The 26,726-nt window shown below is 38.9% G+C and carries 22 protein-coding genes and 1 pseudogene; 7 read left to right on the plus strand and 16 right to left on the minus strand.

What is annotated here, in order from left to right:
• Positions 1-25: 25 nt before the first annotated feature.
• From acpP to glyS, 9 genes and pseudogenes are all read right to left on the minus strand, one after another.
• Complete coding sequence (gene acpP, locus FIM66_RS06130) at positions 26-2,185, minus strand: acyl carrier protein (protein ID WP_140600224.1); 2,160 nt, start codon at positions 2,183-2,185, stop codon at positions 26-28.
• Positions 2,185-4,517: pseudogene (locus FIM66_RS08045) on the minus strand (dynamin family protein). Before FIM66_RS08045 ends, acpP begins: the two are co-directional and overlap by 1 nt.
• A gap of 2 nt (positions 4,518-4,519) precedes the next feature.
• Positions 4,520-6,166 (minus strand): dynamin-like GTPase family protein, encoded by a 1,647-nt coding sequence (locus FIM66_RS06145; protein WP_140600225.1) that lies wholly within the window; start codon positions 6,164-6,166, stop codon positions 4,520-4,522.
• A 267-nt stretch (positions 6,167-6,433) separates the two neighbouring features.
• Positions 6,434-6,721: a virulence factor gene (locus tag FIM66_RS06150; protein ID WP_120927837.1), complete on the minus strand. Its 288-nt coding sequence runs from the start codon at positions 6,719-6,721 to the stop codon at positions 6,434-6,436.
• A gap of 69 nt (positions 6,722-6,790) precedes the next feature.
• Complete coding sequence (locus FIM66_RS06155; RefSeq protein ID WP_140600226.1) at positions 6,791-7,072, minus strand: DUF3240 family protein; 282 nt, start codon at positions 7,070-7,072, stop codon at positions 6,791-6,793.
• 10 nt (positions 7,073-7,082) lie between these two features.
• Complete coding sequence (locus FIM66_RS06160; protein WP_194149268.1) at positions 7,083-10,142, minus strand: efflux RND transporter permease subunit; 3,060 nt, start codon at positions 10,140-10,142, stop codon at positions 7,083-7,085.
• Positions 10,142-11,221, minus strand: a complete 1,080-nt coding sequence (locus FIM66_RS06165) for an efflux RND transporter periplasmic adaptor subunit (protein WP_140600228.1) — start codon at positions 11,219-11,221, stop codon at positions 10,142-10,144. The genes FIM66_RS06160 and FIM66_RS06165 overlap by 1 nt, the downstream gene beginning before the upstream one ends.
• Positions 11,218-12,513 carry a TolC family protein gene (locus FIM66_RS06170; protein ID WP_194149265.1) on the minus strand — a complete coding sequence of 432 codons (1,296 nt, stop codon included), beginning with the start codon at positions 12,511-12,513 and terminating at the stop codon, positions 11,218-11,220. The genes FIM66_RS06165 and FIM66_RS06170 overlap by 4 nt, the downstream gene beginning before the upstream one ends.
• On the minus strand, positions 12,503-14,605 hold the full coding sequence (glyS, locus tag FIM66_RS06175; protein WP_140479057.1) for a glycine--tRNA ligase subunit beta: 2,103 nt from the start codon (positions 14,603-14,605) through the stop codon (positions 12,503-12,505). Before glyS ends, FIM66_RS06170 begins: the two co-directional genes overlap by 11 nt.
• A gap of 111 nt (positions 14,606-14,716) precedes the next feature.
• Between glyS and FIM66_RS06180 the strand changes: the two genes are divergently transcribed.
• Genes FIM66_RS06180 through gatC form a run of 3 tightly spaced genes read left to right on the plus strand, consistent with a single transcriptional unit; the run spans position 14,717 to position 17,574 of the window.
• Positions 14,717-15,790, plus strand: a complete 1,074-nt coding sequence (locus FIM66_RS06180) for a hypothetical protein (RefSeq protein ID WP_140502085.1) — start codon at positions 14,717-14,719, stop codon at positions 15,788-15,790.
• A 12-nt stretch (positions 15,791-15,802) separates the two neighbouring features.
• Positions 15,803-17,278, plus strand: coding sequence for a 2,3-bisphosphoglycerate-independent phosphoglycerate mutase (gene gpmI, locus FIM66_RS06185; RefSeq protein ID WP_140479061.1), 1,476 nt, complete (start codon positions 15,803-15,805; stop codon positions 17,276-17,278).
• A gap of 14 nt (positions 17,279-17,292) precedes the next feature.
• Complete coding sequence (gene gatC / locus FIM66_RS06190; RefSeq protein ID WP_140600229.1) at positions 17,293-17,574, plus strand: Asp-tRNA(Asn)/Glu-tRNA(Gln) amidotransferase subunit GatC; 282 nt, start codon at positions 17,293-17,295, stop codon at positions 17,572-17,574.
• Between the two features lie 85 nt (positions 17,575-17,659).
• Here the strand turns inward: gatC and FIM66_RS06195 are convergent, their stop codons facing one another.
• A complete protein-coding gene (locus tag FIM66_RS06195; protein WP_140548525.1) occupies positions 17,660-18,970 on the minus strand; it encodes an adenosylmethionine--8-amino-7-oxononanoate transaminase in 1,311 nt (436 codons plus the stop codon).
• Positions 18,971-19,098: 128 nt separating this feature from the next.
• Between FIM66_RS06195 and FIM66_RS06200 the strand changes: the two genes are divergently transcribed.
• From FIM66_RS06200 to ftsZ, 3 genes are all read left to right on the plus strand, one after another.
• The gene (locus FIM66_RS06200) at positions 19,099-20,562 is read left to right on the plus strand and encodes a peptidylprolyl isomerase (protein ID WP_140600230.1); all 1,464 of its coding nucleotides are present in this window, start codon (positions 19,099-19,101) and stop codon (positions 20,560-20,562) included.
• Positions 20,563-22,056 carry a cell division protein FtsA gene (gene ftsA, locus FIM66_RS06205; RefSeq protein ID WP_194149266.1) on the plus strand — a complete coding sequence of 498 codons (1,494 nt, stop codon included), beginning with the start codon at positions 20,563-20,565 and terminating at the stop codon, positions 22,054-22,056.
• 130 nt (positions 22,057-22,186) lie between these two features.
• Complete coding sequence (gene ftsZ, locus FIM66_RS06210; RefSeq protein WP_140600232.1) at positions 22,187-23,344, plus strand: cell division protein FtsZ; 1,158 nt, start codon at positions 22,187-22,189, stop codon at positions 23,342-23,344.
• A 372-nt stretch (positions 23,345-23,716) separates the two neighbouring features.
• Here the strand turns inward: ftsZ and FIM66_RS08175 are convergent, their stop codons facing one another.
• The 6 genes from FIM66_RS08175 to mscS are packed head-to-tail and all read right to left on the minus strand — an operon-like array spanning position 23,717 to position 26,120.
• Positions 23,717-23,881 carry a hypothetical protein gene (locus tag FIM66_RS08175; RefSeq protein ID WP_238699361.1) on the minus strand — a complete coding sequence of 55 codons (165 nt, stop codon included), beginning with the start codon at positions 23,879-23,881 and terminating at the stop codon, positions 23,717-23,719.
• The gene (locus FIM66_RS08180) at positions 23,868-24,419 is read right to left on the minus strand and encodes a hypothetical protein (RefSeq protein WP_238699363.1); all 552 of its coding nucleotides are present in this window, start codon (positions 24,417-24,419) and stop codon (positions 23,868-23,870) included. Before FIM66_RS08180 ends, FIM66_RS08175 begins: the two co-directional genes overlap by 14 nt.
• Before the next feature lie 26 nt (positions 24,420-24,445).
• A complete protein-coding gene (locus FIM66_RS06220; protein ID WP_238699365.1) occupies positions 24,446-24,610 on the minus strand; it encodes a hypothetical protein in 165 nt (54 codons plus the stop codon).
• Entirely contained in the window at positions 24,592-25,125 is a 534-nt protein-coding gene (locus FIM66_RS06225) for a hypothetical protein (RefSeq protein ID WP_140490729.1), read from the minus strand. The genes FIM66_RS06220 and FIM66_RS06225 overlap by 19 nt, the downstream gene beginning before the upstream one ends.
• Positions 25,112-25,243 carry a hypothetical protein gene (locus FIM66_RS08240; RefSeq protein WP_274595187.1) on the minus strand — a complete coding sequence of 44 codons (132 nt, stop codon included), beginning with the start codon at positions 25,241-25,243 and terminating at the stop codon, positions 25,112-25,114. Before FIM66_RS08240 ends, FIM66_RS06225 begins: the two co-directional genes overlap by 14 nt.
• A gap of 52 nt (positions 25,244-25,295) precedes the next feature.
• Complete coding sequence (gene mscS, locus FIM66_RS06230; protein ID WP_000343432.1) at positions 25,296-26,120, minus strand: small-conductance mechanosensitive channel MscS; 825 nt, start codon at positions 26,118-26,120, stop codon at positions 25,296-25,298.
• A gap of 80 nt (positions 26,121-26,200) precedes the next feature.
• Between mscS and FIM66_RS06235 the strand changes: the two genes are divergently transcribed.
• Positions 26,201-26,383: a hypothetical protein gene (locus tag FIM66_RS06235; protein ID WP_120927827.1), complete on the plus strand. Its 183-nt coding sequence runs from the start codon at positions 26,201-26,203 to the stop codon at positions 26,381-26,383.
• Positions 26,384-26,726: the final 343 nt, after the last annotated feature.

Below are 26,726 nucleotides of genomic sequence, written 5' to 3' on the forward strand. Positions count from 1 at the left end.
AATAATATTTTAAAATTAAAAAGCGTTAAATTAGTTGTTTCTCAATATATCTCATTACATCGCCCACATTGACGATTTTTTCCGCTTGCTCATCAGGAATCTCAATGCCAAACCTTTCTTCTAACGCCATGATTAATTCCACGACATCTAAAGAGTCCACACCCAAATCCTTCACAAATTTCGCTTCTGGCGTAACTTGTGATACATCTATTTCCAACTGCTCAGCAATAACTGCCTGAATAGTTTCAAATAAATTCGTATCATTCGTATTGAAAGTTTTATTGTTATTTTGTTGATTTTTTGTTCTCCTCCACTCCCGCAAATTATTTTGAAGCTTCTCATCGTTTAAGCACTCTTGATAAGTTTTCTCATTTCTTTCTTTAAAATCTTTAAGCCTTGACAAATTTCCTAAAGAATAGTCTAATTGGAGCAGTTCATTGTCATAATCTATCCAATCTCTATATTGTTGGATTTCTTCTTGGCTCAAATCATACCAATCTAAATGAAACATGGACCAATCCCTAAAATACAACACCATTTTTTTGATTTCTTCAAATTCTCGGCGGTTTATTTCTTCCGGTGTGTTTTTTAAATCCCTCCACTCCCGCAAATTATTTTGAAGCTCCTCATCGTTTAAGTGGTCTTGATAGACTTTCTCATTTCTTTCTTTAAAATCTTTAAGCCTTGACAAATTTGCTAAAGAGTAGTCTAGTTGGAGCAGTCTATTATCATTATCCATCCAATCTCTATGTTTTTGGATGTCTTCTTGGCTCATTTCATACCAATCTAAACGAAACATGCACCAGTCCCTAAAATACAGCACCATCTTTTTGATTTCTTCAAACTCTCTGTAGTTTGCTTCGTCGTCCTCTTCGTCGTCGTTTTGTTCTTTGTATTTTTCCCAAGTGAAAGCGCTCACACGATCAAAAACCTTATCAATACTTTCTTTAAACAAGTCAATCACTTCGTTCAATCGCGCTAAATTCTCTCTTTTGGATTGTTCTTGCTCGGCAAATTCTTTTTTGAGCGAATGAATTTTATTAAAGGTAGCATCGTTGAAATCATCAAAGCCCTTTTGCATCAAATCCAATTTGACAGAATGCAAAGCCTTTTGGTAGCGTTTGAATTGGCTAGCGTCTTGCTTAATAGCCTTTTCATACATCCCATGCACCTCGTATAAAACGCTTAAAATTTCGTTTTGTTTCTCGCTCCTTTGATTTAACTTCATTAGAAATTCCTCAAGCGAGTTAAAAACATGGCTTTTTTCGCTGAACTCTTTGTATTCTTGATACCTTGTAGCGCTATAAGCGCAAATCCCTAAAAATTCAATGCCATTATCTTTTAAAGTTTCTCTAATTTTAATAGCGACTTCTTCTAACTGGCTTTTGGTGCGCCTATCAGCCCTACTCAATACGATAAAAACCTGCTTGCCCTCTTCTTCGTATAATTCTTGCAAAAACTCTAAATCATCTTTATGAAGTTCCCCACGCTCGCAACTAACGAGCCATAAAATGTGTTTAGCGTGCTTTAGGGATTCTTTAGAGGCTTGTTTGTCCCCACCCGTATAGCCTTGATTGCCGGGGTTATAGCCAGGCGTGTCTATGAAGCATAAAAATTCAAAAGGCACGCTAGGAGCGCTCAAAAGCATGAAAGGCATGATTTCTTTCAAATTAAAGCCAAGGGATTTTAAAAACTGATGGTCAAAAGTGAGACTGGGTAATTCCACCATGCCCCCATTTTGAGAAAACCCCATTAAAACTTCTTTTTTACCCTTTAAGCAATAAGTGGGGATAGCTGTGGTGGGATCTATGTGTTCAGGGAGTTTTAATTTCAAGCCCAACAAGTTGTTTAAAAAAGTGGATTTGCCCGCGCTAAACCCTCCCCCCACCGCAACGATGTTTTTTTGAAACAAACTAGGGTAGCTCGCTACTAATTGCAATTCTTTTTTAATTTCTTGGAGCGTTAGTAACGCTATTTCCTTTTCTTTGAGCGAATCCACGCCGCTAGCGAACTCTAAAAACTTGTTGTCTAAAATGCTCTGGTATTCTTCTAGCCCTTCATTTTTTGTTTTAGCGTTTAAAATACGAGCGATTAGATCGTAGCGTTCTTTTAAACCCTCTGTATTGTGGTGGTTTTCAGACCTGCTATTGTCATTAAAAATGCCCTTAAAAAAATTAACGCTCATTAGATCTCCTTTAAAGCCTTGATTTGCGCGTCTAATTGAGCGATGGATTGCACTTTATTTTGGACTTGATTTTGCAAATTTTGCATGTCTTTTTGAAGTTTTTGAAGCGTATCGTTGGCGAAGTTTTGCTTTTCTAAATTCTCTCTTAAACCTTGGATATAGCCTTTCACATCTTTTTTAGCCCAAGCTTCAAAATCCCTCAAATGCATTTCCACGCTTTTTATAAAAGCATCGGCTTCATCGCCTTTTAACTCACCCGTTTTCCCCCTTATCTCGCCAGGAAACTTATCAGTGTAATCAAACTCTTTAAATTCAATGGAATCTAAAACAGCCATCACGCTTCTTTTGAAAGCCACCTCATCAATCAAATCATCAGAGATGATTTTGCGCAATTGTTTAAAGACTTTAGCGTAGAGTTCTTTTTTGAAAACGACTTTAAAAGAATCAGCGCTATCATTCAAAGTGCTTTCGCAGCTTTCATGCATCTCTGTCAAATAATCAAGCACCGCTCCGGCTTTAATGACTGCTCTTGTGCGCTCTACTTCATCATAGCCCGCATCATCATCAGCCCAACTCAAAAAATTTCTTTTAAAGCTTCCAACAAGACCGCCTTGCTTCACTCTTTCAATATAATGCTCTTCTTCCTCTTCTTCTCTAGAGCGCGTTTTAGCCGTTTGGATAGTTTTCGTTAAGGTTTCATCCAAGCCATCTCTAATGTTTTTGATGAAATGCAAAATAAATTCTTCACACGCCTCCCTAAATTCTGTTTCAATGTTACCAGAGAGGTTTTCATAAGCCTCTATTTGCTTTTTAATCGCGCCCATATCAGCGTTTTTAATCCTCTTTTTTCTTCTTCCAAATCTTGCAACAACTGCACTATCAATGCATGGAGGTTGTTCGCTTGGCTCTCTGCATAATCTTGCAATCTTTGAGAAATGATTTCTTCTTTCCTTTGAGCGGCTTTTTCTAAACGATCTTTAATCGCGCCCATATTGCTTAAGAGCAATAAGCTTTCTTTAGACTTATCATCGCTACTAAAAGCGTCAGGGTAAAAATCTTTTAAATTCCGTAATGCATTGTGATACTCTTCTGTTTTTTGGTTTCTTTCCCAAGAAGCTTGGTTGTTAAAGTCTTTATACATGCTAAAGCAAACCCCTGAAGCCAAAATGACGCCATTTTTGATCGCTTTTTCAAAAACCTCTCGTTGGTTAGGGTATTTTTGAATCAACGCTTCCATGATATTATTTAATTGAGATGAAAGGGCTTTTTGTGCGTTTTCAAAGGCTGTAGGGAGGTGTTGGCCAGATTTTTCCACTTCACTCATAGAAAGAACAGCGCTGTCGGCTTGGCTTGCCACAAAATAAATTTCTTGAAGGCCTTCTTTGTTAGAAACCCTATCAAACAAATCCATATCGCTATCCGTTAAAAACTGACCAGAAGGGCTTATGATAAACACCACATCGCAATCTTTCAATAAGGCTTTGGTGCGCTCTTCTCTTGAGGCGATCGGATCATTCACGCCAGGGGTGTCAATCACCTCCAAATCTTTAAGATTGGGGTTATTCAAAGAAATTTGCACCGCTTTAGTGTAGGGCATGAACTTCCCGTCCGCGCCCACGAATTCAAGCAATTTCTGATTCAGCTCTTCTAAGCTGTTGGCTTGAATGCGCGGATCCAAGTTTTCCGTGTTGAGCGATCCGCTTTTTTTCATTTTTTCGTATTGATCGTATGATGAAACGAGTTTTGTGTCCTTTTCTAACTCGTTTTTAGCGATCCTTTCAGCCCTTTTTACTATTTCTTCATCGCTTAAAACCCTCTCTTTGGGCACTTCTTTATCACTTTTGTTTCCGCTGATAAATTTGCCAAACTTATTTAATCCCTCTTTAGCCCTATTTGAAAGGCTCTGTTTTTCTTTTTGCTTTTTGACTTCTTCTTCAACAATTTTGTTAAACTCCCTTACATACCTTTCATGTTCGTTTTTAAGTTCTGCAATATCCTTTTGGCTATAAAACTCCACTTCAGTGCTTAGGGTATTGGCGTATTTTAAAACAGTAAGGCTAGCGGTCATGGGCGTTGCCGCTTTGGGTAAAACTTCTACACCCTCAAAAATCAAAGCGTTTAGAAGCGAGCTTTTGCCCGCTTTCACGCGTCCGATGATACCGACTTTAAGATCCCTATTTGTATCTTGCAACTCTTTTAGCGTTTTCTCTAACTCTTCGGTTGTAATCACAGAGTTATCGCTCATAAAAGGCCTCGCTCTTTCTTGCAAGCCTTGTTCTTTTAGCGTTTTTTCAATTAAAGTGCTTTTTTTAATGAGTTCTTGAGCGTTCATTATTAATCCTTTAAATATTGTTGTTCTAGATCGCTTAAAGCGTTGATCTTGTTTTCTAAGATTTGTTTTTGATTTTCTAGATCGTTAAGGTGTTTTTCTTTTTCCTTTTGAGCGAGCGCGATTTCTTGTTTTTTATGCGTGATTTCCAGTTCGCACCGATCTTTTAAACCTTTTAGGGAATTTTCCAAGCATTCATTAAACAAGCCCGGTAAAACTTTTTTAAGCTTGTATTGAACCTCTGGTATCACTTTAACTTCAATCAGATTTTCTAATTTCGCCCGCTCTTTTTCCTCATTTCTAAAGAATGAAGCGATGATATTAGGCAACAATGTCAGTAAATCTTTTAAAAGAGGTTTTAACCCTTGCAAAATCAGTGCAAAGGGTCTTGTAGCCCAGTTCTTGGATAAAATCACGCTTAAAGCGTTGATCCCTAATTCAAGGCTATGCTCTAAATTCACAGACAAATCGCTAGAAAGCTGCGTGTTGTTCAAGCTTTCAAATTCCGCATGGAAATCCTTTGAAAAAGAAAGGTTGATCTTTTCAATCTCTAATTTCGTGTTTTTGATCAAGCTTTGTTGCGTGATGCTTTCTATTTCGCTATTAAGCTCGTTAGGCTTGTTGATTAAAGAGGCTAAATAAGGCTTTTGATCCCTCACATCTTCTAGCACTTTTTTAACCACAGATCCCACAGCCACGCTGGAATATTCTTCCTCTAAATTAGCCCTTAATTTTTCATAGGTTTTTTCAATGTCTTTAACGCTCAAATCCAACGCTTGTATTTCTTCTAAAGCCTTTTCTTTGGAGTAATCAAAGCTTTCCATCACGCTTTTTAGACTGTTTTGTAACTGGGAATTTAAAAACTTCAATCGTTCCAAATACAAAGCGCTAAAAAGCTTTTCAGCGTCTATTTTATCCGCTACCTCTAAAAGAGCGTTGTTGTCTTTATTAGAATAAATAAGATGCGTTGTCAAATCAAGGTGATCCTGGATTTGCTCTTGAATGTAGTGAGAGATTTCTCCCACTTGCGAAGGCGTTCTTAAATTCGTTTTACTCAAAATAAAGCTAAGGCCTTTGTCAAACTCTAAAAGGCTTTTTAATTCCCTAACCATGCGTTTAGTGAGGTTGCCCTCTTCTACGCTTGTGAGAATGACAAAATGCACACCTCTTTCTAAATATTCCAAAATGGCATGGGTGTGGCTTGAAATGGGGCTATCAAAGCCTGGCATATCCACAAACACTAAAGGAGCGCTGTTTTTCAAAGCTTCATTATTCAAATAAACCTTAAGGCAGGAATACTCCGCCGCATTCTCTTTAATCACCTCAAAACTTTGCTCATTCAGTTCAAAACTTTCTGTTTTTTCATCATTGTTTGAAAAAGCTTCTATGCGTTCGTTAGCGCTATAGTGCAACTCAGTGGCTAAAGAAGTCTCTGGCGTGATACCGGTAGGCAAAACGCTACTGCCTAAAAAGCGGTTTAATAGCGTGCTTTTGCCTGCGCTAAAATTCCCCACAACGGGTATCACAAGCTGTTGTTTTTGAATGCTTGCTAAAAGAGTAGAGCATTCTGTTTTATCGATCTCCACTTCTTTTAAAACTTCTAAAACCTGTTCTAAAAACTCCACAAAATTCGTCTGTGTGCGTAAAATCATTACCAATCCTTTATATTAAAAATTAAAATCTAAACAAGACGCAAAAATCCCTAAAATTATAGATAGGGTTTATATGGGTATGGGTTTATATGGGGGTGAAAAGATAAAGGCTAACTAGAGAGAGAGAGAGAGAGAGAAAGCGGATTTTTAAGAATGATAGTCATTACAAACTCCTAGCACCATTTAATAGTGGGTATTATACTTGATTTTTACGGATATAGCGTGAGATCCTCTTGTCTTGTTTGTCAAAACTCGCAAGAGCTATGCTTATAAAACGATTTTAATAGCCGGCATCAAATCGTTGTTTTCTTCTATTTTTAACATTCTGACATCTTTAACGCAATTTGCAAAACATGGTATTTGTTTGGCCAAAATTTGCACCGTAGCGACGCAAGTAACAGCGTTGATGGTCTCATCGCCAAAATACACGCTGCCTTGTTGCCATTTAAAGCCATGTTGTTCCATGAATTTACGAATATCAGAATAAACTTTTGAGAGATTCACTGCGTTTTCGTTCAAGCAATTGGTGTCAAGGTCAAAGGTTACAGCATACATCTTAATTCCTTTATTGGTTTGTGTTATAGCGTATTTTACTGAGAATTCCGCTTGATTGGTGCATGCTTTTTACAACCCATGCGTTTGAGAATAAAACAATTTCATTTCTTTAGAAGCGAAGTGATCTTTTAGCGCTTTTGCTAAAGATAAAGCGATCTCATCGCTTAAAAAAAGCTTGAATTTAGCGTAGTCTTTGCACCCGCTCACCTGTTCTTTTTGGCTTAAAAGCAGCGAAGAAGCGGCGTATTTATAGCATTCCACATAAAAAAAATCATCAAAGCCTTTTTCAAATAAATAATCTATTAAAGCGTCTTTCAAGCAAATATCAATATAAATTTCTAAAGCGAGCATGTAAAATCCCTTAATTGATTTTAATCTTTTTAGCAATGAGCATAAACATAGGCGGTAGTAAGAGTAAGGTTAGAGTGCTTGAGGTGACTAAGCCCCCAAGCACCACGATCGCTAAAGGTTTTTGGACTTCTGATCCCACGCTGTGAGAAAACAATAAAGGTATCAAACCCAAACCGGCAATGCAAGCGGTCATTAAAACCGGCCTCAAACGCCTTTTAGCGCCCAATAAAACGCATTCTTCTACACTTTTTCCTTGTAAGAGAAGCTCTTTGAAATAACCTATCATCACCACGCCGTTTAAAACCGCAATCCCAAAAAGAGCGATAAAGCCTACGCTCGCTGGCACGGAAATATACTCCCCTACCGCAAACAACGCAATAAGGCCTCCGGTAACCGCAAAAGGGATATTCAAAAGAATGAGCAAGGCTAAAGGAATGCTTTTAAAAGTGAAAAAAAGAATGAAAAAAATCGCTAAGATGCTTAAAGGGATAACGGTGGAAAGCCTTTTATTGGCCCGTTGCTGGTTTTCAAACTGCCCCCCATAAGTGATATAGTAGCCAGAAGGGAGTTTGATGTTTTGAGCGATCACTTTTTTAGCCTCTTCTACAAAAGAGTTCAAATCGCGCCCCACCACATTACTGCGAACCACGCTCATGCGCATTGAATTTTCACGCACGATAGAAACAGGGCCATCCACTTCTTCAATTTTAGCGATAGAAGTGATAGGCACTAAAACGCCATATTTTGAAGTCAAGGCTAAACTTTTGATTTTAGTGATAGAGCTTGCAAAATCGCTCTCTTGGCGGATCATCACCGGCGTGCGTGAAATCCCTGTAGGGATCACATCCACGATCAAGCCCTCTAAAGCGGATTTTAAAAACTTGGAAAATTCATCGCTAGTGATCCCCACATCCGCCATCGCTTCTTTATTGGGGGTTACATACAAATAATTCACGCCCTCATTGAGCGTGGTTAAAACTTCACTAGATCCTTTAATCCCTTTTAGAGCTTGCGCGATTTGAAAACTCAACTCGTTTAAGGCGCTAATATCATCTCCAAAAATCTTAACCGCTAAATCCCCCCTAACCCCTGTAAGCATTTCAGAAATCCTCATTTCAATGGGTTGGGTGAAAGAAAAGTTAATCCCCTTAAAGTCTTTTAAAGAATCCATGATTTTTTCTAACAATTCGTCTTTATTTTTCACGCTCCATTCTTTTTTAGAGATGAAAGAAATAAAAGTATCGGTTTGATTCAATCCCCCTAAATCCAGCCCCAATTCATCGCTCCCTGTGCGCGCGACAATGCTTTTAACTTCCTTGACATGCTTTTTAATCGCGCTCTCAATGTTTAACATGAGATCTTTAGATTGATCTAAGGAAATAGAGGGGGTGGTTTCCACGCTCAAAACCACATCGCCCTCATCTAAAGCGGGCATGAAATTCTTCCCCACAAAAGGGAATAAAGAAAGGCTTGCGATTAAAAAAACAAACGCTCCTAAAATCACTTTTTTAGGGTTATGCACAAAAAATTCCAATAAAGGAGCATAGATTCTGTTTAAAAACCTCGTTAAAAAGGTTTCGCTATGGGGTGTGGCTTTTAAAACAAGAGAGCTCACTACAGGAATGATAGTGATCGATAGAACTAAAGTGCCTAAAAGCGCATACACAATGCTTTGCACTAAAGGCCTAAACATCTTGCCCTCTAAACCCTGCAAGGTCAAAATCGGCACAAAAAACACAATGATGATCACCACCCCGCTCACCACTGAAACAGCGATTTCTTTACAAGAGCGATAAATCGCATGGAGTTTAGTGGTTTTAGTGTTGGTGCTCAATTTTTCAAAAGCGTTTTCCACCACCACCACGGCTGAGTCAATGAGCATGCCTATAGCGATGATCAACCCCCCCAAACTCATCAAGTTTAAAGTCAAATTATTGAGCTTGATAAAAATAAACGCAACGGACAAGCTTAAGGGTAAAATCACCCCCACAGCCACGCTCGCCCTCAAATTCCCTAAAAATAAAAAGAGCGTGATGATGATTAAAATAACGGCTTCAATGAGGGTTTTAGAAACGGTGGCAATGGCTTTTTGCGTGAATTCTGAGCGATCGTAAAAAACATTAATGGAAACGCCACTCGGTAAAAAGGGTTTTAATTCTTCTAGTTTTTGATACACTTGAGTGATGATTTCTTTGGTGTTGGCTTCTTTTAAAGAAAGCACCAAGCCCTCTGTGGTCTCACCCACGCCATCTTTAGTAACAAACCCCAAACGGGTGCGAGACTGGCTGATGACTTTCGCAAAATCCTTAATGTGCAAATGCCCTAAATTAGTGGAAACGGTGATTTTGCCAATGTCTTCTAAACTCAAAGAAGCGGTTTGGATTTTGACTAAAAAGGTTTCGCCATCCCTATCCACGCGCCCCGCTCCGCTGTTTCTTAAATTCACTCTTACAGCCTCTTCTAAATCAGAAATGCTTATCCCAAGCCTCGCCATGTCATTAAAATCTGGCACAATCACAAACGCTCTGCTAAAGCCTCCAATAGAATTGACATCCGCCACGCCGCTAATCATTCTTAATTGCGGGCGGATCACAAAGTCTAAAAGCTGTCGTTTTTCTATCTCGGTGATATTGCCATCAATGGTGAACATAAAGATGTCTGACAACGGCGTAACAATGGGCGCCATGCCCCCTTCAACCCCCACGGGTAAATCTTTCATCACGCTGCTCAAGCGTTCATTAACAATGTTTCTCGCTAAATAAATATCCACGCTGTCATCAAAATCTATCGTAATGTCTGAAATAGAATATTTTGAAATACTTCTTAAAGATTTTTGCCCCTTTAGCCCTAAAAGCTCCAATTCTAAAGGGCGCACGATGTTGTTTTCCATTTCTTCAGGGCTAGAGCCGGGGAGTTTTAAAATGATTTTAACTTGAGTGGGCGAAATATCCGGGAAAGCGTCCACTGGAGTGTGGATAAAACTATAAGTCCCAAAAAATAAAATAAGAATCGCGCCAACAATCACGATCACTCTTTGGCGTAAGGAAAATTCAATGATAGAAGCGAGCATCATTCCTCCCCTAAATTGTTGATCATGCCTTTTAACCCTATCAATGACCCCACTGCCACGCTGTCATTAGGGTGTAAATTTTGAGCGTTCACGATAAAAATCTTGCTGCGCTCTTCTAAAACTTGAACCACCACAGGCCTAAAACCTTTAGGCGTTCTCACAAACACCAGGTAATCCTTTCCGTTTCTAATCAAAGCGTTTGAAGGGATTAAAACCGAGTCTTTGGGTTGAGAGCCTTGAATATACATTTCTACCATTTCCCCCACATGGTAATTGCCCTCATCTAATAAAGCGGTGGCTAAAATCGTGTTAGAGCCTTTGTCTAACACCACCGAAACGCTTTGGATCTTCCCGATTTTTTCCCCCTCTTCATTATAGACCGGCGAATCTCTTTTAATGGATTTAGAAACGCCTACAGGCAATTTGATTTGAGCGATCAAATCATCGCTTTTTGAAATACGCACATAGCTAGTGAAAGCTAAAATCTTCTCGCCCACATTTTTAGGCGCTAACGCTAAAAGACCGCTATCGCTAGCCACAATCCTAAAACCATAATGCCCTTTAGGGTTTTTGGGATCCACGCCAAAGCTTTTAAACGCGCTCTCTAATTGTTCCACCTTTAAGCCCATTTCTTCACTGGTTAGAAAGCTCGTTTGATACTCCCTTTTAGGGATCACCCCAGCCTTATAAAGCTCTAAATCTTTTTTAGTAATATCTTTAGCGATTTTTAATTTATTTTGGTTGTTTTGCAATTCAAAATACAAATTGCTCAAATCAATAGAGCTCACTTCACAGATCGCATCTCCAGCTTTCACCTGCTCGCCCTCTCTTTTATAAACAGCGACCACAGACGCATCAAAACTCAAACTCTGCACCACAGAACTCTTGCTATCAAAATCAATATAAGCGTTAAAAGGAAGCCCTTTACTGAAAATCTCTTTATCTAATTTAATCACCTTTAACCCCATGGGTTGCAAGTTTTTTTCTTCTAAAACAATTTCTGGATACTCTTTGGCCTTTAAAGAAACACCCATTGAAAAAACGCCCATTAACATAAGCCACCATAACGCCCGCTTCAATGCAATTCTCCTAATCTGGTCAAGCTCTCCCCTAAAGTCTCTTCTAAAAGCGCGCTAATATCAATGTATTCAATCTTGGCTTCCGCTAGAGTGATGAGGGCGTCCATGTAAGAATTTTGATAAATCAAGTATTCAAAAAGCCCGATTTTTTGGGCTTCATAAGCGATGCGCCCCATTTCCATCAAACGCTTCTTATTGGCAATGGCTTCTTTTTGGGTTTCAATGTATGCTTCTTTGGTTTTGAGCTGGTTTAAGTAGGAATTGGCGTTGATCCTAATGTTTCGTTTCATCACTTCATTTTGCGCGAGCGTCCCGCTTTGCAAATCCAAGAATTTACGCTTTTGATAGATGTTTTTAGGCGTTACCGGCAAAGGGATACGCACTTCTACAGAAAGATTAGTGGAAGAGTTATAGCTTTCAGAGCCAATCCCAAACTCAAATGCATTAAACACATCTCTATTAGCCAATTTCGCATTCACCTGATAATCTTTAGCCGTCAAATCCAAAATATCCACATACAACGAGCGATCCAATTTAAACTTTAAAGCTTCAGGCTCTAATCGCACGTATTCAAAATCCAAACCGATCACCTTGACATCATGCAAATGGTTTAAATAAGTGTCAAAATGCGCCCCCTCTTTGACCGGCTCCACAATCGCTAGCATCGTGTCTAGCATTTTTTCTAAATCTATGAGTTTGGTTTCCACATTGGTTTTAGCGAGTTTGGATTCCAAATAAGAATTATTGAAGTTGATATAGTCCTTTTCGCTCATGCTGCCGGCTTTGACTTTTTCTTTAGCGATTTTGAGCTGCGAATAAAAATTCGCTTCTCGTTGCACATACACCTGATACTTTTCCTTAGTCATCACGTAAGTCAAATAAAGGCGTTTAGCGCCAATAAAAGCGAGATTTTTATTCAATTGATAGCTTTTATCGTATTGAATGGTTTTAATAGAAAGGCTTTTGGATAAAAGCGAACTCACCCATGGGAGCTTGGGTCTTACTATTAAAAGGGTTCTGGGTTGCGCTTCTATAATGCCTTGGAAGTTTTTCACCATAGAAGTTTCATTATCAATATAGGGAAAATCCCATGCATTGATTGAACGCTGTTCGTTCAGACGGCTTTTAAAATCGGCTTTTTTGCCGATCAACTCCATAGAGTTGGTTTCTACTTCTTTAAAAAATTCTTGTAGGGTAAAGGTTTTCGCATCAAGCACACCCGCACCGCTTATTAAAAAAGTTACCCCCAAACAAAAACGCTGGACTTTGCGTTTGAAAGAATTAAATCGCAATTTCTTTAATATCTCCAATTTCTAAGAAACTTTGATACACGCTCCACAAGAAATTTTTACGATTTTTTTGGATTTCTATATCTTTATCCATCACCAGCACGCTTTTAAAATATTCTTCTAAAGGCGCATGCAAACCAAAATAAGCCTCTATTTTGCTATCCAAACTCTCAAAAGCACTTGTTTTGATCGCATTGAACGCTTCAAAAAGGGCATGCTCTTGCGATTCTTTGAAAAGACTTATAAAAAACTCGCTTGATTCGTTAGGGTTTCTGTCTTTATTGATATTGGCTAGGCGTTTGAAAGCGCTAAAAAGCAACTCTTTTTTTTGAGCGTTCTTGGGATCGTCTAAAAAGCGTTTTAAGGCTTTGACTTTTTGAATGATTTTAACAATGTCTCGCTCGTTGGTGTTTAACACGCTCCTTATAATAGAAGGGTTACAATCTATTAAGTTATTAAAGCGCTCCAGTAAAAACTTCTCTAAAACCTCTAAATCAAAGCTTTGATAAACGCCCACTTTTTCAAAGAGATTTTTTAAATCCGCTTTCAAATCAAATCCTAACCCATAATGCGCGATAATTTTCAATAGCCCAAAACTCAAGCGCCTTAAAGCAAAAGGATCTTTAGATCCGCTAGGGATTTTACCCACGCTAAAAAGAGAAAACAGGCTGTCTAATTTCAAGCTCAAAGCCACGATCGCGCTAAAAACACTAGAGGGCAAGGGAGCGTTTTCGCTTGTGGGTAAATACTGCTCTTTCACACTCAAGGCGACTAATTCGTTTTCGTTTTGTTTTAAAGCGTAGTAATAGCCCATGATCCCTTGAAGCTCGCTAAATTCATACACCACTTCACTGAGTAAATCCGCCTTAGCGATTCTAACAGCTCGGCCAACCAATTCAAGGGCTTTTTCTAAAGGCATGTTTAAAGATGAAGCATATTTTTGCGTCAAATATTCAGCGATGATTGCTTCTCGCTCCATTTTATCTTTCAAAGTCCCTAAACCTTGCACAAAAACCACGCTCTCTAAAGGGGCGTTATCTAAAGGCTTTTTGAGATCGTTTTCATAAAAGAAAACCGCATCGCTCAAACGGGCTTTTAAAACCTTTTGATTGCCTGCAATGATTTTTTGCTTGTCTTTATTGATAGCGTTACTCACCACAATAAAGCCGTTGTGTAATGTTGGGCTTTCTTGGCTTTTTTGACTAAAGGTTGCAAAATAGCGCTGGTTTTCTTTCATGGAAGTGGTGATGATTTCACTGGGCAATTTTAAAAACGCCTTGTCAAACTCCCCTAAAAGCGCACTGGGGTATTCCGTGATCGCTACAACCTCATCTAATAAATCCCTATCAATTTCTACGCTAATGTGATGCTTTGTTTCTAACTTTTTAATTTCTTGTAAGATTTTAGCTTCGCGCTTTTTAGGGTCCAAAATGACATGGTTTTTTTCTAAAACTTCAAAATACGCTTTAGGGCTATCCACTTGGATAAAATCAAAACCCTCTTGTTGGTGCGCTTTCGTGGCTTGCTTGGTTTTAAAACCATACTCTTTGACTTCAATATCGTTAAAATTTTCCCCATTAAACAACACACAAATATTATGAATGGGTCTGATAAAGCTTTTTTCCACATTGCCCCAACGCATAGACTTCCCGAAATTCAAACCCTCTAAAAACTCTAACACAATGGGCATGATTAGATCTTTTGTAGGCTGTTTGGCGTGGATTTTAGCGTGATAAAGCACTTCTTTATTGTTTTTAAACGCTGTTTGGAAATGCTGGTGATCCTTTAGTCCTAATTTTTGATAAAACCCTAAACCCAACGCGTTCAACCCTTGCGTTTTATCTTCATTGTTGCATGCGATTTTAACGGGAGGCCCAAAAAATTCCTCTTTGGTTTCTTGGGTTAAAAGAGGAAAGTCTTTAATAAACAAACACAAGCGCCTAGGGGTGTAAAAAATCTCTATAATTCCCACTTCTAAAGCGCGTTTTTGAAAAAGAGCGTGGAGTTTTTTAGGCATTTCTTTATATTCATTCAATAACGCTTGCGCGGGCAATTCTTCAACTAAAATCTCTACTAACAATTCATCTGAATGCAAAATCTCAATTCTCCCTAAAAAACAAAATCACTTTTAAGACTAAATCATGTTAGAATTATACTTGAATTTATTCTTAGTTCAGTTTATTTCTCAATACAAAAGGTAGGCGTTTTGAAACATTTAACCCCACTCACTCACACCATCTTTAAAGCCTTATGGCTAGGCACAGCCTTAAGTGCATCTTTAAGCTTAGCCGCAACAGAAAGCCCCACTAAAACAGAGCCTAAGTCCGCTAAAGGGGTTAAAAACAAGCCCAAATCGCCCGTTACTAAAGTCATGATGACCAATTGCGATAACCTTAAAGACTTTAACGCTAAGCAAAAAGAGGTCTTAAAAGCCGCTTATCAATTCGGCTCTAAAGAAAATTTAGGCTATGAAATGGCAGGCATTGCATGGAAAGAGTCATGCGCAGGGGTTTATAAAATCAATTTTTCGGATCCGAGCGCGGGCGTGTATCATTCTTATATCCCAAGCGTTCTAAAAAGCTATGGGCATAATGATAGCCCCTTTTTGCGTAATGTGATGGGGGAATTGCTCATTAAAAACGATGCGTTTGCTTCTGAAGTGGCTTTAAAAGAGTTGCTCTATTGGAAAACACGCTACCATGACAATCTAAAAGACATGATTAAATCTTACAATAAGGGCAGTCGTTGGGAAAGGAGTGAAAAGTCTAACACTGAAGCTGAAAAATATTATAAAGAGATACAAGACAGAATCAGGCGTTTGAAAGAATCTAAAATCTTTGATTCGCAGTCCAGTAATGACCAAGAATTGCAAAAAAGCGCTAATAGCAACTTGGATTTAGACCCTATCGGTAACGCTATGCCCCAAACTTTAGTCGCCCAAAAATCTCAAATAGAAAAATCTCAAACAGAGGAAACCCAAGCAGAAAAATCCCAAGAAATGAAAGAGGCAACTAGCGAGCAAACAACCAGTAAGCCAGAAAAAGCAAAAGATAAACCCATGTATTTGGCTCAAATCAACAGCGCTGATTTCACACCCGCTAAAAAAAGCCCCAAAAAAACAGCTAAAGTGAGTCCAAAACGCTCCCCCAAAAACAATAAAAATAATGTAAAAAGCAGCACCAAAACCGCTTCCAAAAAACAAGAAGTGTGCAAAAATTGCTCTCCAGGGCAAAGGAATGCGATTTTAGCTAACCACATCACTCTCATGCAAGAGCTTTAAAAAGTCCTAAAAATGGCGCAAAAAACTCTTTTGATTATCACTGATGGCATCGGGTATCATAAAGATAGCGATCATAATGCATTCTTTCATGCTAAAAAACCCACTTATGACTTGATGTTTAAAACCTTGCCTTATAGCCTGATTGATACGCATGGCTTGAGCGTGGGCTTACCTAAGGGGCAAATGGGAAATTCTGAAGTGGGGCATATGTGTATTGGGGCTGGTAGGGTGCTGTATCAAGATTTAGTTAAAATTTCTTTAAGCCTTCAAAACGATGACTTAAAAAACAACCCCGCTTTTTTAAACACGATCAAAAAAAGCAAAGTGGTGCATCTTATGGGTTTAATGAGCGATGGAGGCGTGCATTCACACATTGAGCATTTTATCGCTCTGGCTTTAGAGTGTGAAAAATCCCAAAAAAAAGTCTGTCTGCATTTGATCACCGATGGGCGCGATGTTACTCCTAAAAGCGCTTTAACTTATTTAAAACAAATGCAAAATATCTGCAATGAAAACATTCAAATCGCTACCATAAGCGGTCGTTTTTATGCCATGGACAGGGATAAGCGCTTTGAAAGGATTGAGCTTGCGTATCATAGCTTAATGGGGCTTAATCACACGCCTTTAAGCCCTAGCGAGTATATCCAAAGCCAATACGATAAAAATATCACCGATGAATTTATCATGCCCGCTTGTTTTGAAAATTACTGCGGCATGCAAGAAAATGAAAGCTTCATTTTTATCAATTTCAGGAATGATAGGGCTAGAGAAATCGTGAGCGCTTTAGGTCAAAAGGAATTCAGTGGTTTTAAACGCCAAGCTTTTAAAAAACTCCATATCGCTACCATGACGCCTTATGACAACACTTTCCCCTACCCTGTTTTATTCCCCAAAGAAAGCGTTCAAAACACGCTCGCTGAAGTGGTTTCTCAACACAACCTGACCCAAAGCCATATCGCTGAAACTGAAAAATACGCGCATGTAACCTTTTTCATCAATGGCGGAGTGGAAGCGCCTTTTAAAAATGAAAACCGGGTGCTTATCCAAAGCCCAAAAGTAACCACTTATGATTTAAAGCCTGAAATGAGCGCCAAAGAAGTAACCCTTGCGGTGTTAGAGCAAATGGAATTAGGCACGGATTTGATCATTGTGAATTTTGCTAATGGCGATATGGTGGGGCATACGGGGAATTTTGAAGCGAGCATCAAAGCGGTAGAAGCGGTGGATGCATGCTTAGGGGAAATCCTTTCACTGGCTAAAAAATTGGATTACGCCATGCTTTTAACCAGCGATCATGGGAATTGCGAACGCATGAAAGATGAAAATCAAAACCCCTTAACCAACCACACCGCCGGGAGCGTGTATTGTTTTGTTTTAGGGAATGGAGTTAGATCCATTAAAAACGGAGCGCTAAACAATATTGCTAGCAGCGTGTTAAAACTCATGGGCCTTAAAGCCCCAGCAACGATGGACGAACCCCTATTTTAAACTAAAGGAAAAGAATGCAAATTGATGACGCATTATTGCAACGCTTGGAAAAATTGAGCATGCTAGAGATTAAAGACGAGCATAAAGAGAGCGTTAAAGGCCATTTAGCCGAGATTTTAGGCTTTGTAGAAAACATTTTCGCTTTAGAAACTAGCGTGCTAAAAACAGATACGCATCTTAGCACCCCTTTAAGAGAAGACGAACCCAAAAGCCAACCTAACATCGCTAAAGAGATTTTAAGCCAAAACAAACACAACCAGGATCATTATTTCGTTGTGCCCAAAATCATTGAATAGATTTTATTGAATAGGTTTGATTGAAAGGTTTCATATCAGGTTAAAAACTTGATTTTTGAAATCAAACAGACAGAAAAAAGCGCTTTCAGCCTTTTTTTAACTCATCGAGGGTTTCCACTAGCCCTACAATCGCCTTGCTGATTTCTTCATGCGTGATAATGTAAGGGGGCATGAGGTAAATGGTGTTGTTTAAAGGGCGCAATAACAGGCCTTTGGTTAGAGCTTTTTTAAAAACCGCCAAACTCAAACGCTCTTTAGTTTGAATAAAGACTTCAAAGGCAAAAACCATGCCTAAATGCCTTAAATTGGACACCACTTGTTGCTCTATCAAGGGTTTTAATGCGTTTTGGAGCGTATTAAAAATAAACCCGCTTAAAGCCTTGTTCTTTTCAATAACATTTTCTTTTTCAAAAATATCCAGCGTGGCGTTCGCGCATGCGCATGCTAGGGCGTTTCCTGTGTAGCTGTGCGAATGCAAAAACGCTTTATTTTCTTCATAGGGAGCGTAAAATTGGTTATAGATTTCATTGCGGGTTAATAGCACGCTTAAAGGCAAATACCCCCCACTAATCCCTTTAGACAAGCATAAAAAATCAGGCTCAATTGCGCATTGTTCATAAGCAAACATGCTCCCCGTGCGCCCAAACCCGGTAGCGATTTCATCAAAAATAATGTGGATGTTTTTTTGCTTGCACAATAAAACGGCTTGTTTTAAATATTTTGCGCTATAAATATGCATATTCCCTGCGCATTGCAAAAGAGGCTCTGCAATGAAGGCGCAAATTTCTTCATGATGCTCATCTAACAAACGCTTTAAAGCGTTCAAACTATTTTCTATTTCATGGTCGTTTTTAGGCACGGGTGTGGTGAGATTCTTGAGCAATAAAGGGGTGTAAGTGTCTTTATAAAGTTTCACATCGCCCACGCTTAAGGCTCCCAAAGTCTCGCCATGATAGGAATTAGAAAGCGATAAAAAAAGCTTTTTGCGGTGCGTTTGATTCGTTAAAAAATGGGCGTGATAGCTCATTTTCAAAGCGATTTCAATACAAGATGAGCCGTTATCCGCATAAAAGCATTTGTCCATATGGGTGAGCTGGCAAAGCCTTTGAGAGAGCGTGATGATGGGCTTATGGCTGAAAGAAGCCAAAAGGACATGCTCCAAACTATCAATTTGATTTTTAAGCTGCTGGCTGATGTAGGCGTTATTATGCCCAAAAAGATTCACCCACCATGAGCTGATTAAATCCATGTAAGCGTTATCATTAAAATCGTAGAGGTAAATCCCTTGAGTCTTTTTAATGGGGATAATGGGGAAATTTTGATGCTCTTGCATTTGCGAGCAAGGGTGCCAAAGATATTCCAAATCCAAAGCGGCTAAATTTTCTTGAAAATTCATGTTAAAACTCTCTATAATAAGGATAATTTTAATAACCTTTGGTTAAAATAGGGCTATTTGATTTTACTATAAGGTTGTTTAAACCTGAATTTCACATTTTTGATTTTTTAAAAGGGATTAGAGTTCTTATGATTGAATGGATGCAAAATCATAGAAAGTATTTAGTGGTTACAATATGGATAAGCACGATCGCTTTTATTGCTGCCGGAATGATAGGTTGGGGGCAATACAGCTTTTCTTTAGATAGCGATAGCGCTGCCAAAGTGGGACAGATTAAGATTTCTCAAGAAGAATTAGCCCAAGAATACCGCCGCCTTAAAGACGCATATGCTGAGTCTATCCCTGATTTTAAAGAACTCACTGAAGATCAAATCAAAGCCATGCATCTAGAAAAAAGCGCTCTAGATTCGCTCATCAATCAAGCCCTATTGAGAAATCTCGCTTTAGATTTAGGGCTTGGTGCTACGAAGCAAGAAGTAGCGAAAGAGATCAGAAAAACGAGCGTTTTTCAAAAAGATGGCGTTTTTGATGAAGAATTGTATAAAAATATCTTAAAGCAAAGCCATTACCGCCCCAAGCATTTTGAAGAAAGCGTTGAAAGGCTTTTAATCCTTCAAAAAATCAGCGCACTCTTCCCCAAAACCACTACCCCTTTGGAGCAATCCAGCCTATCGCTTTGGGCAAAATTGCAAGACAAATTAGACATTCTTATCCTAAACCCTAATGATGTTAAAATCTCTCTTAATGAAGAAGAGATGAAAAAATATTACGAGTCCCATAAAAAGGATTTTAAAAAGCCCACGAGCTTTAAAACACGCTCTTTATATTTTGACGCTAGTTTGGAAAAACCTGATTTGAAAGAATTGGAGGAATACTACCACAAAAACAAGGTGTCTTATTTGGACAAAGAGGGGAAATTACAGGATTTTAAAAGCGTTCAAGAGCAAGTCAAGCATGATTTAAGCATGCAAAAAGCGAATGAAAAAGCCTTAAGGAGCTATATCGCTCTAAAAAAAGCGAATGAGCAAAACTACACCACGCAAGATTTTGAAGAAAACAACTCCCCCTATACTGCTGAAATCACGCAAAAACTCGCCGCTCTCAAGCCCCTTGAAATCCTAAAACCAGAGCCTTTTAAAGATGGTTTTATTGTGGTGCAGCTCATCTCTCAAATTAAAGACGAATTGCAAAATTTTAATGAAGCTAAAAGCGCTCTTAAAACCCGCCTAACTCAAGAAAAAACCCTTATGGCGTTGCAAGCATTAGCTAAAGAAAAGCTTAAGGATTTTAAAGGCAAAAGCGTGGGCTATGTAAGCCCTAATTTTGGAGGCACTATTAGCGAACTTAACCAAGAAGAAAGCGCTAAGTTTATCAACACCCTTTTTAACCGCCAGGAAAAAAAGGGGTTTGTAACCATAGGTAATAAAGTGGTGCTTTATCAAATCACAGAGCAAAATTTCAACCACTCCTTTAGTGCAGAAGAAAGCCAGTATATGCAGCGTTTAGTCAATAACACTAAAACGGATTTTTTTGATAAAGCGTTGATAGAAGAATTGAAAAAACGCTATAAGATAGTCAAATACATTCAATAAATGCAAGGGGAAATCATGGAACATAAAGAAATCGTTATAGGGGTTGATATAGGCTCTAGAAAGATTTGCGCGATAGTGGCTGAATTTAAAGAAGGGATTTTGCGCATCATTGGCACAGCCCATCAAGACTCCAAAGAAATCAATTCAAAAGCCATTAAAAGAGGGCGTATCAATAGCCTTGCTCACGCTTCTAACGCCATTAAAGAAGTGATTAATAGCGCTAAAAAAATGGCAGGTTTGAACGCTGATGAAGACAGAAATAACCCCATGCCCCATTTTGGGGAATACCACCCTAAAACTAAGGCGATTGTTTCTTTTTCTGGGGCTTATACTGAAAGCATTAGAGATATCACCGGTGTGGCTAGCACTAAAGACAATGTGGTTACTATAGATGAAATCAATCGCGCTATCAATAACGCATGTGCTAAAGCAGGCTTGGATAACGACAAACACATTTTGCATGCCCTCCCCTATCGCTTCACTTTGGACAAGCAAGAAGTGAATGACCCTTTAGGAATGAGCGGGACTCGCTTGGAAGTCTTTATCCACATTGTCTATACAGAGAAAAACAACATTGAAAATTTAGAAAAAATCATGATCCAATCTGGAGTAGAGATTGAAAACATCGTGATCAATTCTTATGCAGCCTCCATTGCTACCTTGTCTAATGATGAAAGGGAATTGGGCGTGGCTTGCGTGGATATGGGCGGAGAGACATGCAACCTTACGATTTATAGCGGCAATTCCATACGCTATAACAAATATTTACCCGTAGGCTCTCACCATTTAACCACGGATTTATCGCACATGCTCAACACCCCATTCCCTTACGCTGAAGAAGTTAAGATCAAATATGGGGATCTTTCTTTTGAAGGCGGAGAAGAAACGCCCTCTCAAAGCGTCCAAATCCCTACCACCGGCTCTGATGGCCATGAAAGCCATATTGTGCCGCTTAGTGAAATCCAAACTATCATGAGGGAAAGGGCTTTAGAAACTTTTAAAATCATCCATAGGAGCATTCAAGATAGCGGTTTAGAAGAGCATTTGGGCGGGGGCGTTGTGTTAACCGGTGGGATGGCTTTAATGAAAGGGTTCAAAGAACTAGCCAGAACCCATTTCACTAATTACCCGGTGCGTTTGGCTGCCCCTGTGGAAAAATACAATATCATGGGCATGTTTGAAGACTTGAAAGACCCTCGCTTTTCAGTCGTGGTTGGCTTGATTTTATACAAAGCAGGGGGGCATACCAATTATGAAAGAGACTCTAAAGGGGTTATCCGCTACCATGAAAGCGATGATTACACAAGAACAGCCCATCAATCAAGCCCTACCCCCCATATCCATTCATCGCCCACAGAAAGGAATTTGAGCGATTTAAAAACCCCTAACGCTCCTTTAAACACCGCTAAAAACGATGACTTCTTGCCTATAAAACCCACCGAACAAAAAGGTTTTTTTAAAAGTTTCCTTGATAAGATTTCCAAACTCTTTTAAGATACAGCCATTTCTTTATGCGATAAAAACGCCTTGATAGTTATCAAAAGCCAGAGAACATGGTATAATCCTTTAGCTATTTATCAAAGTTTAAGATTTGCAAAAATCGTATCTCAAGGGGAATGTGGCTATGGTTCATCAATCAGAGATGGAAAATTATAATATTGGTCAAGCGAGCATTGAAGAAGTAAGCGATCTAGCTTATAAAGGGGCTAAGATTGTCGTCATCGGTGTTGGAGGTGGTGGGTCTAACATGATTAAACACCTGGTTGAATACGGCGTACATCAAGATGTTACCCCCATTGCAACGAACACTGATGGCCAACATCTCAAAAACAATCCCGCTCCGGTTAAAATCCTTTTAGGCAAAGAATCCACTGGAGGTTTAGGCGCTGGAGGGGTTCCTGATATTGGTAGGAAAGCCGCTGAAGAGAGTGCTAATGAAATTAGAGAAGCGATTAAGGACGCCAAATTAGTCATTGTCTCTACAGGGCTTGGAGGAGGGACTGGGACTGGAGCCACCCCTACTATCGTTAAAATCGCAAAAGAAGTGGGAGCGCTCACGATCGCTATCGTTACCAAGCCTTTCAAATACGAGGGGAATCAAAAAAGAAAGAGGGCTGAAGAGGGATTGAAAGAATTGGAGCAATCTAGCGATTCTATTTTGGTTATCCCTAATGACAAAATCCTTCTCACCATGAAAAAAAACGCTAGCACCACGGAATGTTATAAGGAAGTTGATGATGTGTTGGTTAGGGCTGTGAGTGGCATTTCTACCATCATCACTAAACCCGGTAATATCAATGTTGATTTTGCCGATTTAAAGAGCGCTCTTGGTTTTAAAGGCTTTGCGTTAATGGGTATTGGTGAAGCCACTGGCGAAGAATCCGCTAAATTAGCGGTAGAAAGCGCGATCCAATCGCCTCTTCTTGATGACGCTTCTATTGAAGGGGCTAAGAGCATTATTGTCTTTTTTGAGCACCACCCTGATTATCCTATGATGGCTTATTCTCAAGCGTGCGATTTTATTCAGGATCAAGCCCATCAAGATGTTGATGTTAAGTTTGGCCAACACACGAGCGATAGTATCCCCATCGATCATGTGCGCGTTACCATCATTGCAACCGGTGCTGAAAGAAACAGCGTTGGAGCGAGTTTGGAATCTATCGCTACGCCCTCTCAGCCTGTGGTGAAACAAACAAGAAAAGTGGGTAATAGCGATTTTTTAAGAATCCCTACTGAAGAAGAACTATCCACACCCACAGCCATAAGGATTCAGCAAGATTAATTGCAGATCTCGCTTTTCTCCCCTATTTATAGGGTCATAATAAAGCGGTTTGTTGGGTTTGCTCTCATTTATTTTTTTAGAATAAAATTAAGAAGCTTTGATTTTAAAACTTTGATTTTTCGGCGTGCTGACTTTTAGAGCGTTTAGAGGGTTTTAAGGCACTTAAAGGGGGAAATTATCCCAAAATACCTCCTAATTCTTATAGTTAATAAAACGCTATAACTCAATCTAGTATAAATCCAGGTGTTTAGTATTCACTCCTATACGCATCATCTCTAAAACTATACGCTCCGTTATGAATTTGTGAGGTCAACACATTTTTGACTTGATTGAGTTCTGCATTCTTAAGGGCGGATTGAGAAACTTCAATGACTAGATGATTGAACGCTTCACCGCTTTATCAATCTCAAAGATAGAATCATAGCGCTTATTCAAGCTGTTATAAGTGGTGTCTTTAATCAAAGCATAAACTGGGTCTATGTTTTCTGTTTGTCTTATCGCTAATAAGGTGTCGTGGGATAGTTTAACGCTCAACATTGATGAACTGATTGAGTAGGTCTTGTTCGTTAATAAAACAATACCCAGCGTTAGTATCAAATTGATTGGCTTTAAGGGGTTTGGGTTTGTATGTATTATCTAGAACGCTATCCATAGTAAAGGAAGCGTTCAAGTCGTAGGAGTATCCAGGAACCCACTTGCTCCAATTCTCCCAACCACCCCTAGTTCCTCTTATTTTTCTCTGCCCGTTCTCTATTAAATTGGCTTTTAATTTAGCAAGAACACTGTTAGCGGTAATGTCTTTTTGTTCGGTTGCCTTATAAGTTCTTGCTATACTTTCATAGGTAGAGAACCCAAACCTAGCGGATTTAGATTTATCATCTCTTTTGATTTTATCTTTTTTAGTTTCGCTGTAGCTGTGTTTAGCAACGCTACGCATAAACTCCGTGAAAGCAATCAAAAAGTCAGGGTTTGACTGACCATTAGGTAAGGCTTCATCAGCGATAGAGTTCCTAAATTTAGGGTCTTTTAATTCAGCAAAGGGTTCTCCAAGTCTTGTTTTTTCCCCATCAAGCATCAAGTAGGGGTAAGGGGTAGTGCATATTAAAGTGAATACAGCCCCACGCTTATCTTAGGGCTGTTGATAATAATGCTGTCTTGGTTGAACTCCCTACCCAAATTCACTATGATGTCTTTGAACTGATTTTTATTATGGAATGGTTTGAGTTCAAAACAAATGAAGCTAGTTTCTATGTTAGCTTGTGGCATACCTGCTTCTCTGTATAACCTTTAACAATTTTGTATCCTATGTAGCCCTTGTATAGGTCTAGCTTTTTTCTCAACCACTTGGTTCTTTTTTCGTTATCAGTGTTAGTGAGCATAAAGGGTTTTAAAAGGGCTTCAACTTCCTCTTTTTTCTCGCCCTCTGTTGTCGCATTCAGTTCTAAAATCTTGGTGGCTTCTTTTAATCCATAATCTGCAATAATGGCTTTATCGTTATAAGTTCTATAACCAGAGATAACTGCTACTGGGCAGTTTAGCATCCGATCGCATAATCGGCTCATAGATAAAGCGGTGGTATTCATTTTTTGAGCCATAGTCAAATCATCATAATGCACCAGGTTATTGTCTCTTTTTGACCTTGTGTTTAAAACGGCTCTTAACGCTGACTTTTTCTTATCATACTCTTTTAGTTGGGCGGATAGGGATTGATTAGGATTGACAGAGATTTTAAAGAGAGGTAGTTGGCTTCTAGCTTCCTTGTATTCCTTAAAGGTGGGCATCAATGAGAGATGATAACGAATGAGAATTGATAGGGGCTTTTTCGCTATCCAATAAGTTAGACTTGGTGCGTTTAGAATTATCCGCACCGATGAAAAGGTTTTTAAAATCGCTTGACATAGGGTCTCCTTTAAAATTCAAGTATTACCACAATCAATGCATCTCACACCAATCACTTAGAAGAGTCTTGATTTTTAATAGCAATATCTAGCTTATTGAAAGGGATTTCAATGTGGTTAGCGTCTAGGGCGTTTTTGATGCGTTCAATGAGTTCGCTCCTCACATTAAAGATCCCGTCTTCAATCTTTGCCCAAACCCTAATGGTGAAATTCAATGAACTTTGTCCAAAATCCGTGATCCCAATAAAAGTGGGCATGTTTTTATCAATTTTTTCCATTGAGTCAATAACATCTTTTATAGTCTTATGCACCAGTTCAATATCGCTCCCATACCCTACCCCACAGACCCATTCAATGCGCCGACACGCCGTGTTATTGCTATTGATAATATTAGAATTAGCGACACTTCTATTGGGTAAAACCGCCAAGCGTCCGTCATGCAAGCGTAAAGAAGTGTTAAAAAAATTAAGCGCTTCTACTTTGCCCTCTAGGCCAGAGATTTCAATGATGTCTCCTTTTTTGAAAGGGTGTAAAATAATAAGGATTATCCCTCCAGCAATGCTTGAAAGGTAATCTTTTAAAGCCAACGCCACCGCAATCCCCACCGTTCCTAAAACAGTGATAATAGAAGTGGTTTGCACGCCTAGCGTGCTGAGCGCGATGATTGTAGTGATGATAAGGATTAAGATAAAAGTAACCTGCGCGACAAAATTCGCTAAAATCTCATCCTTTTTGGATAAAAGTTTCATGGTTTTGTTCCGTAAGAAAAACGAAAAATAAAAACCTATACAAAAGACAACAATAGCCTTGATTAAGATTATCCCAAAATGCTTTGCCTGCGGAAAAAAATCCACTAACAGCGTTTTAATTTCATCCATAAATCTTTCCTTGCAAATCACAAAATCGCTAAAAGAGACAAGATAACTTACCCTTATATAGCTAATTTTGACATGTTAGCATGTTTAGGACTAACCTTATTACCACAACTCAAACGCTCAACCCAGTGCCAGCGTCAAAGGGATTGGCTTTTAGCACGCTATCTGATGAAGAAGGATTTTTGAGTGTTGAACCTAGAGATTACTTTACGCACACCTCCTACTTGATGACTACCGCTTACTTTATGGCAATGGTTACCCCCTAGCTTGTCTTTAATGGATTTTATCGTTATGCTATCAACAAATACCGCTCTATAAGATTTTCGCATAAAGGCTATGATGTGTTTAAAAGTCTCTGAGTAATTCTTTAAGAATTTAGGGGAGTTGGGGCTTTCTCAATTTTGATCAATATTGATGTGGTTAGCAATCTTAATTTTTTGACCCCTTTTATAAGGCTTATAACCCGCTCTTTCCTTTTTCTCAAACAATAAAACAACAAAACAATAAACCACAAACCAAAACAACTAAAAATAAAAGAAATGAAAAAAGCAACAGAAAAATAAAGCACTAAAATATAATCAATAATGAAATCAAATAAAAAGCAAGACT

The organism is Helicobacter pylori (assembly GCF_006439795.1).
GTDB lineage: Bacteria > Campylobacterota > Campylobacteria > Campylobacterales > Helicobacteraceae > Helicobacter > Helicobacter pylori_CR.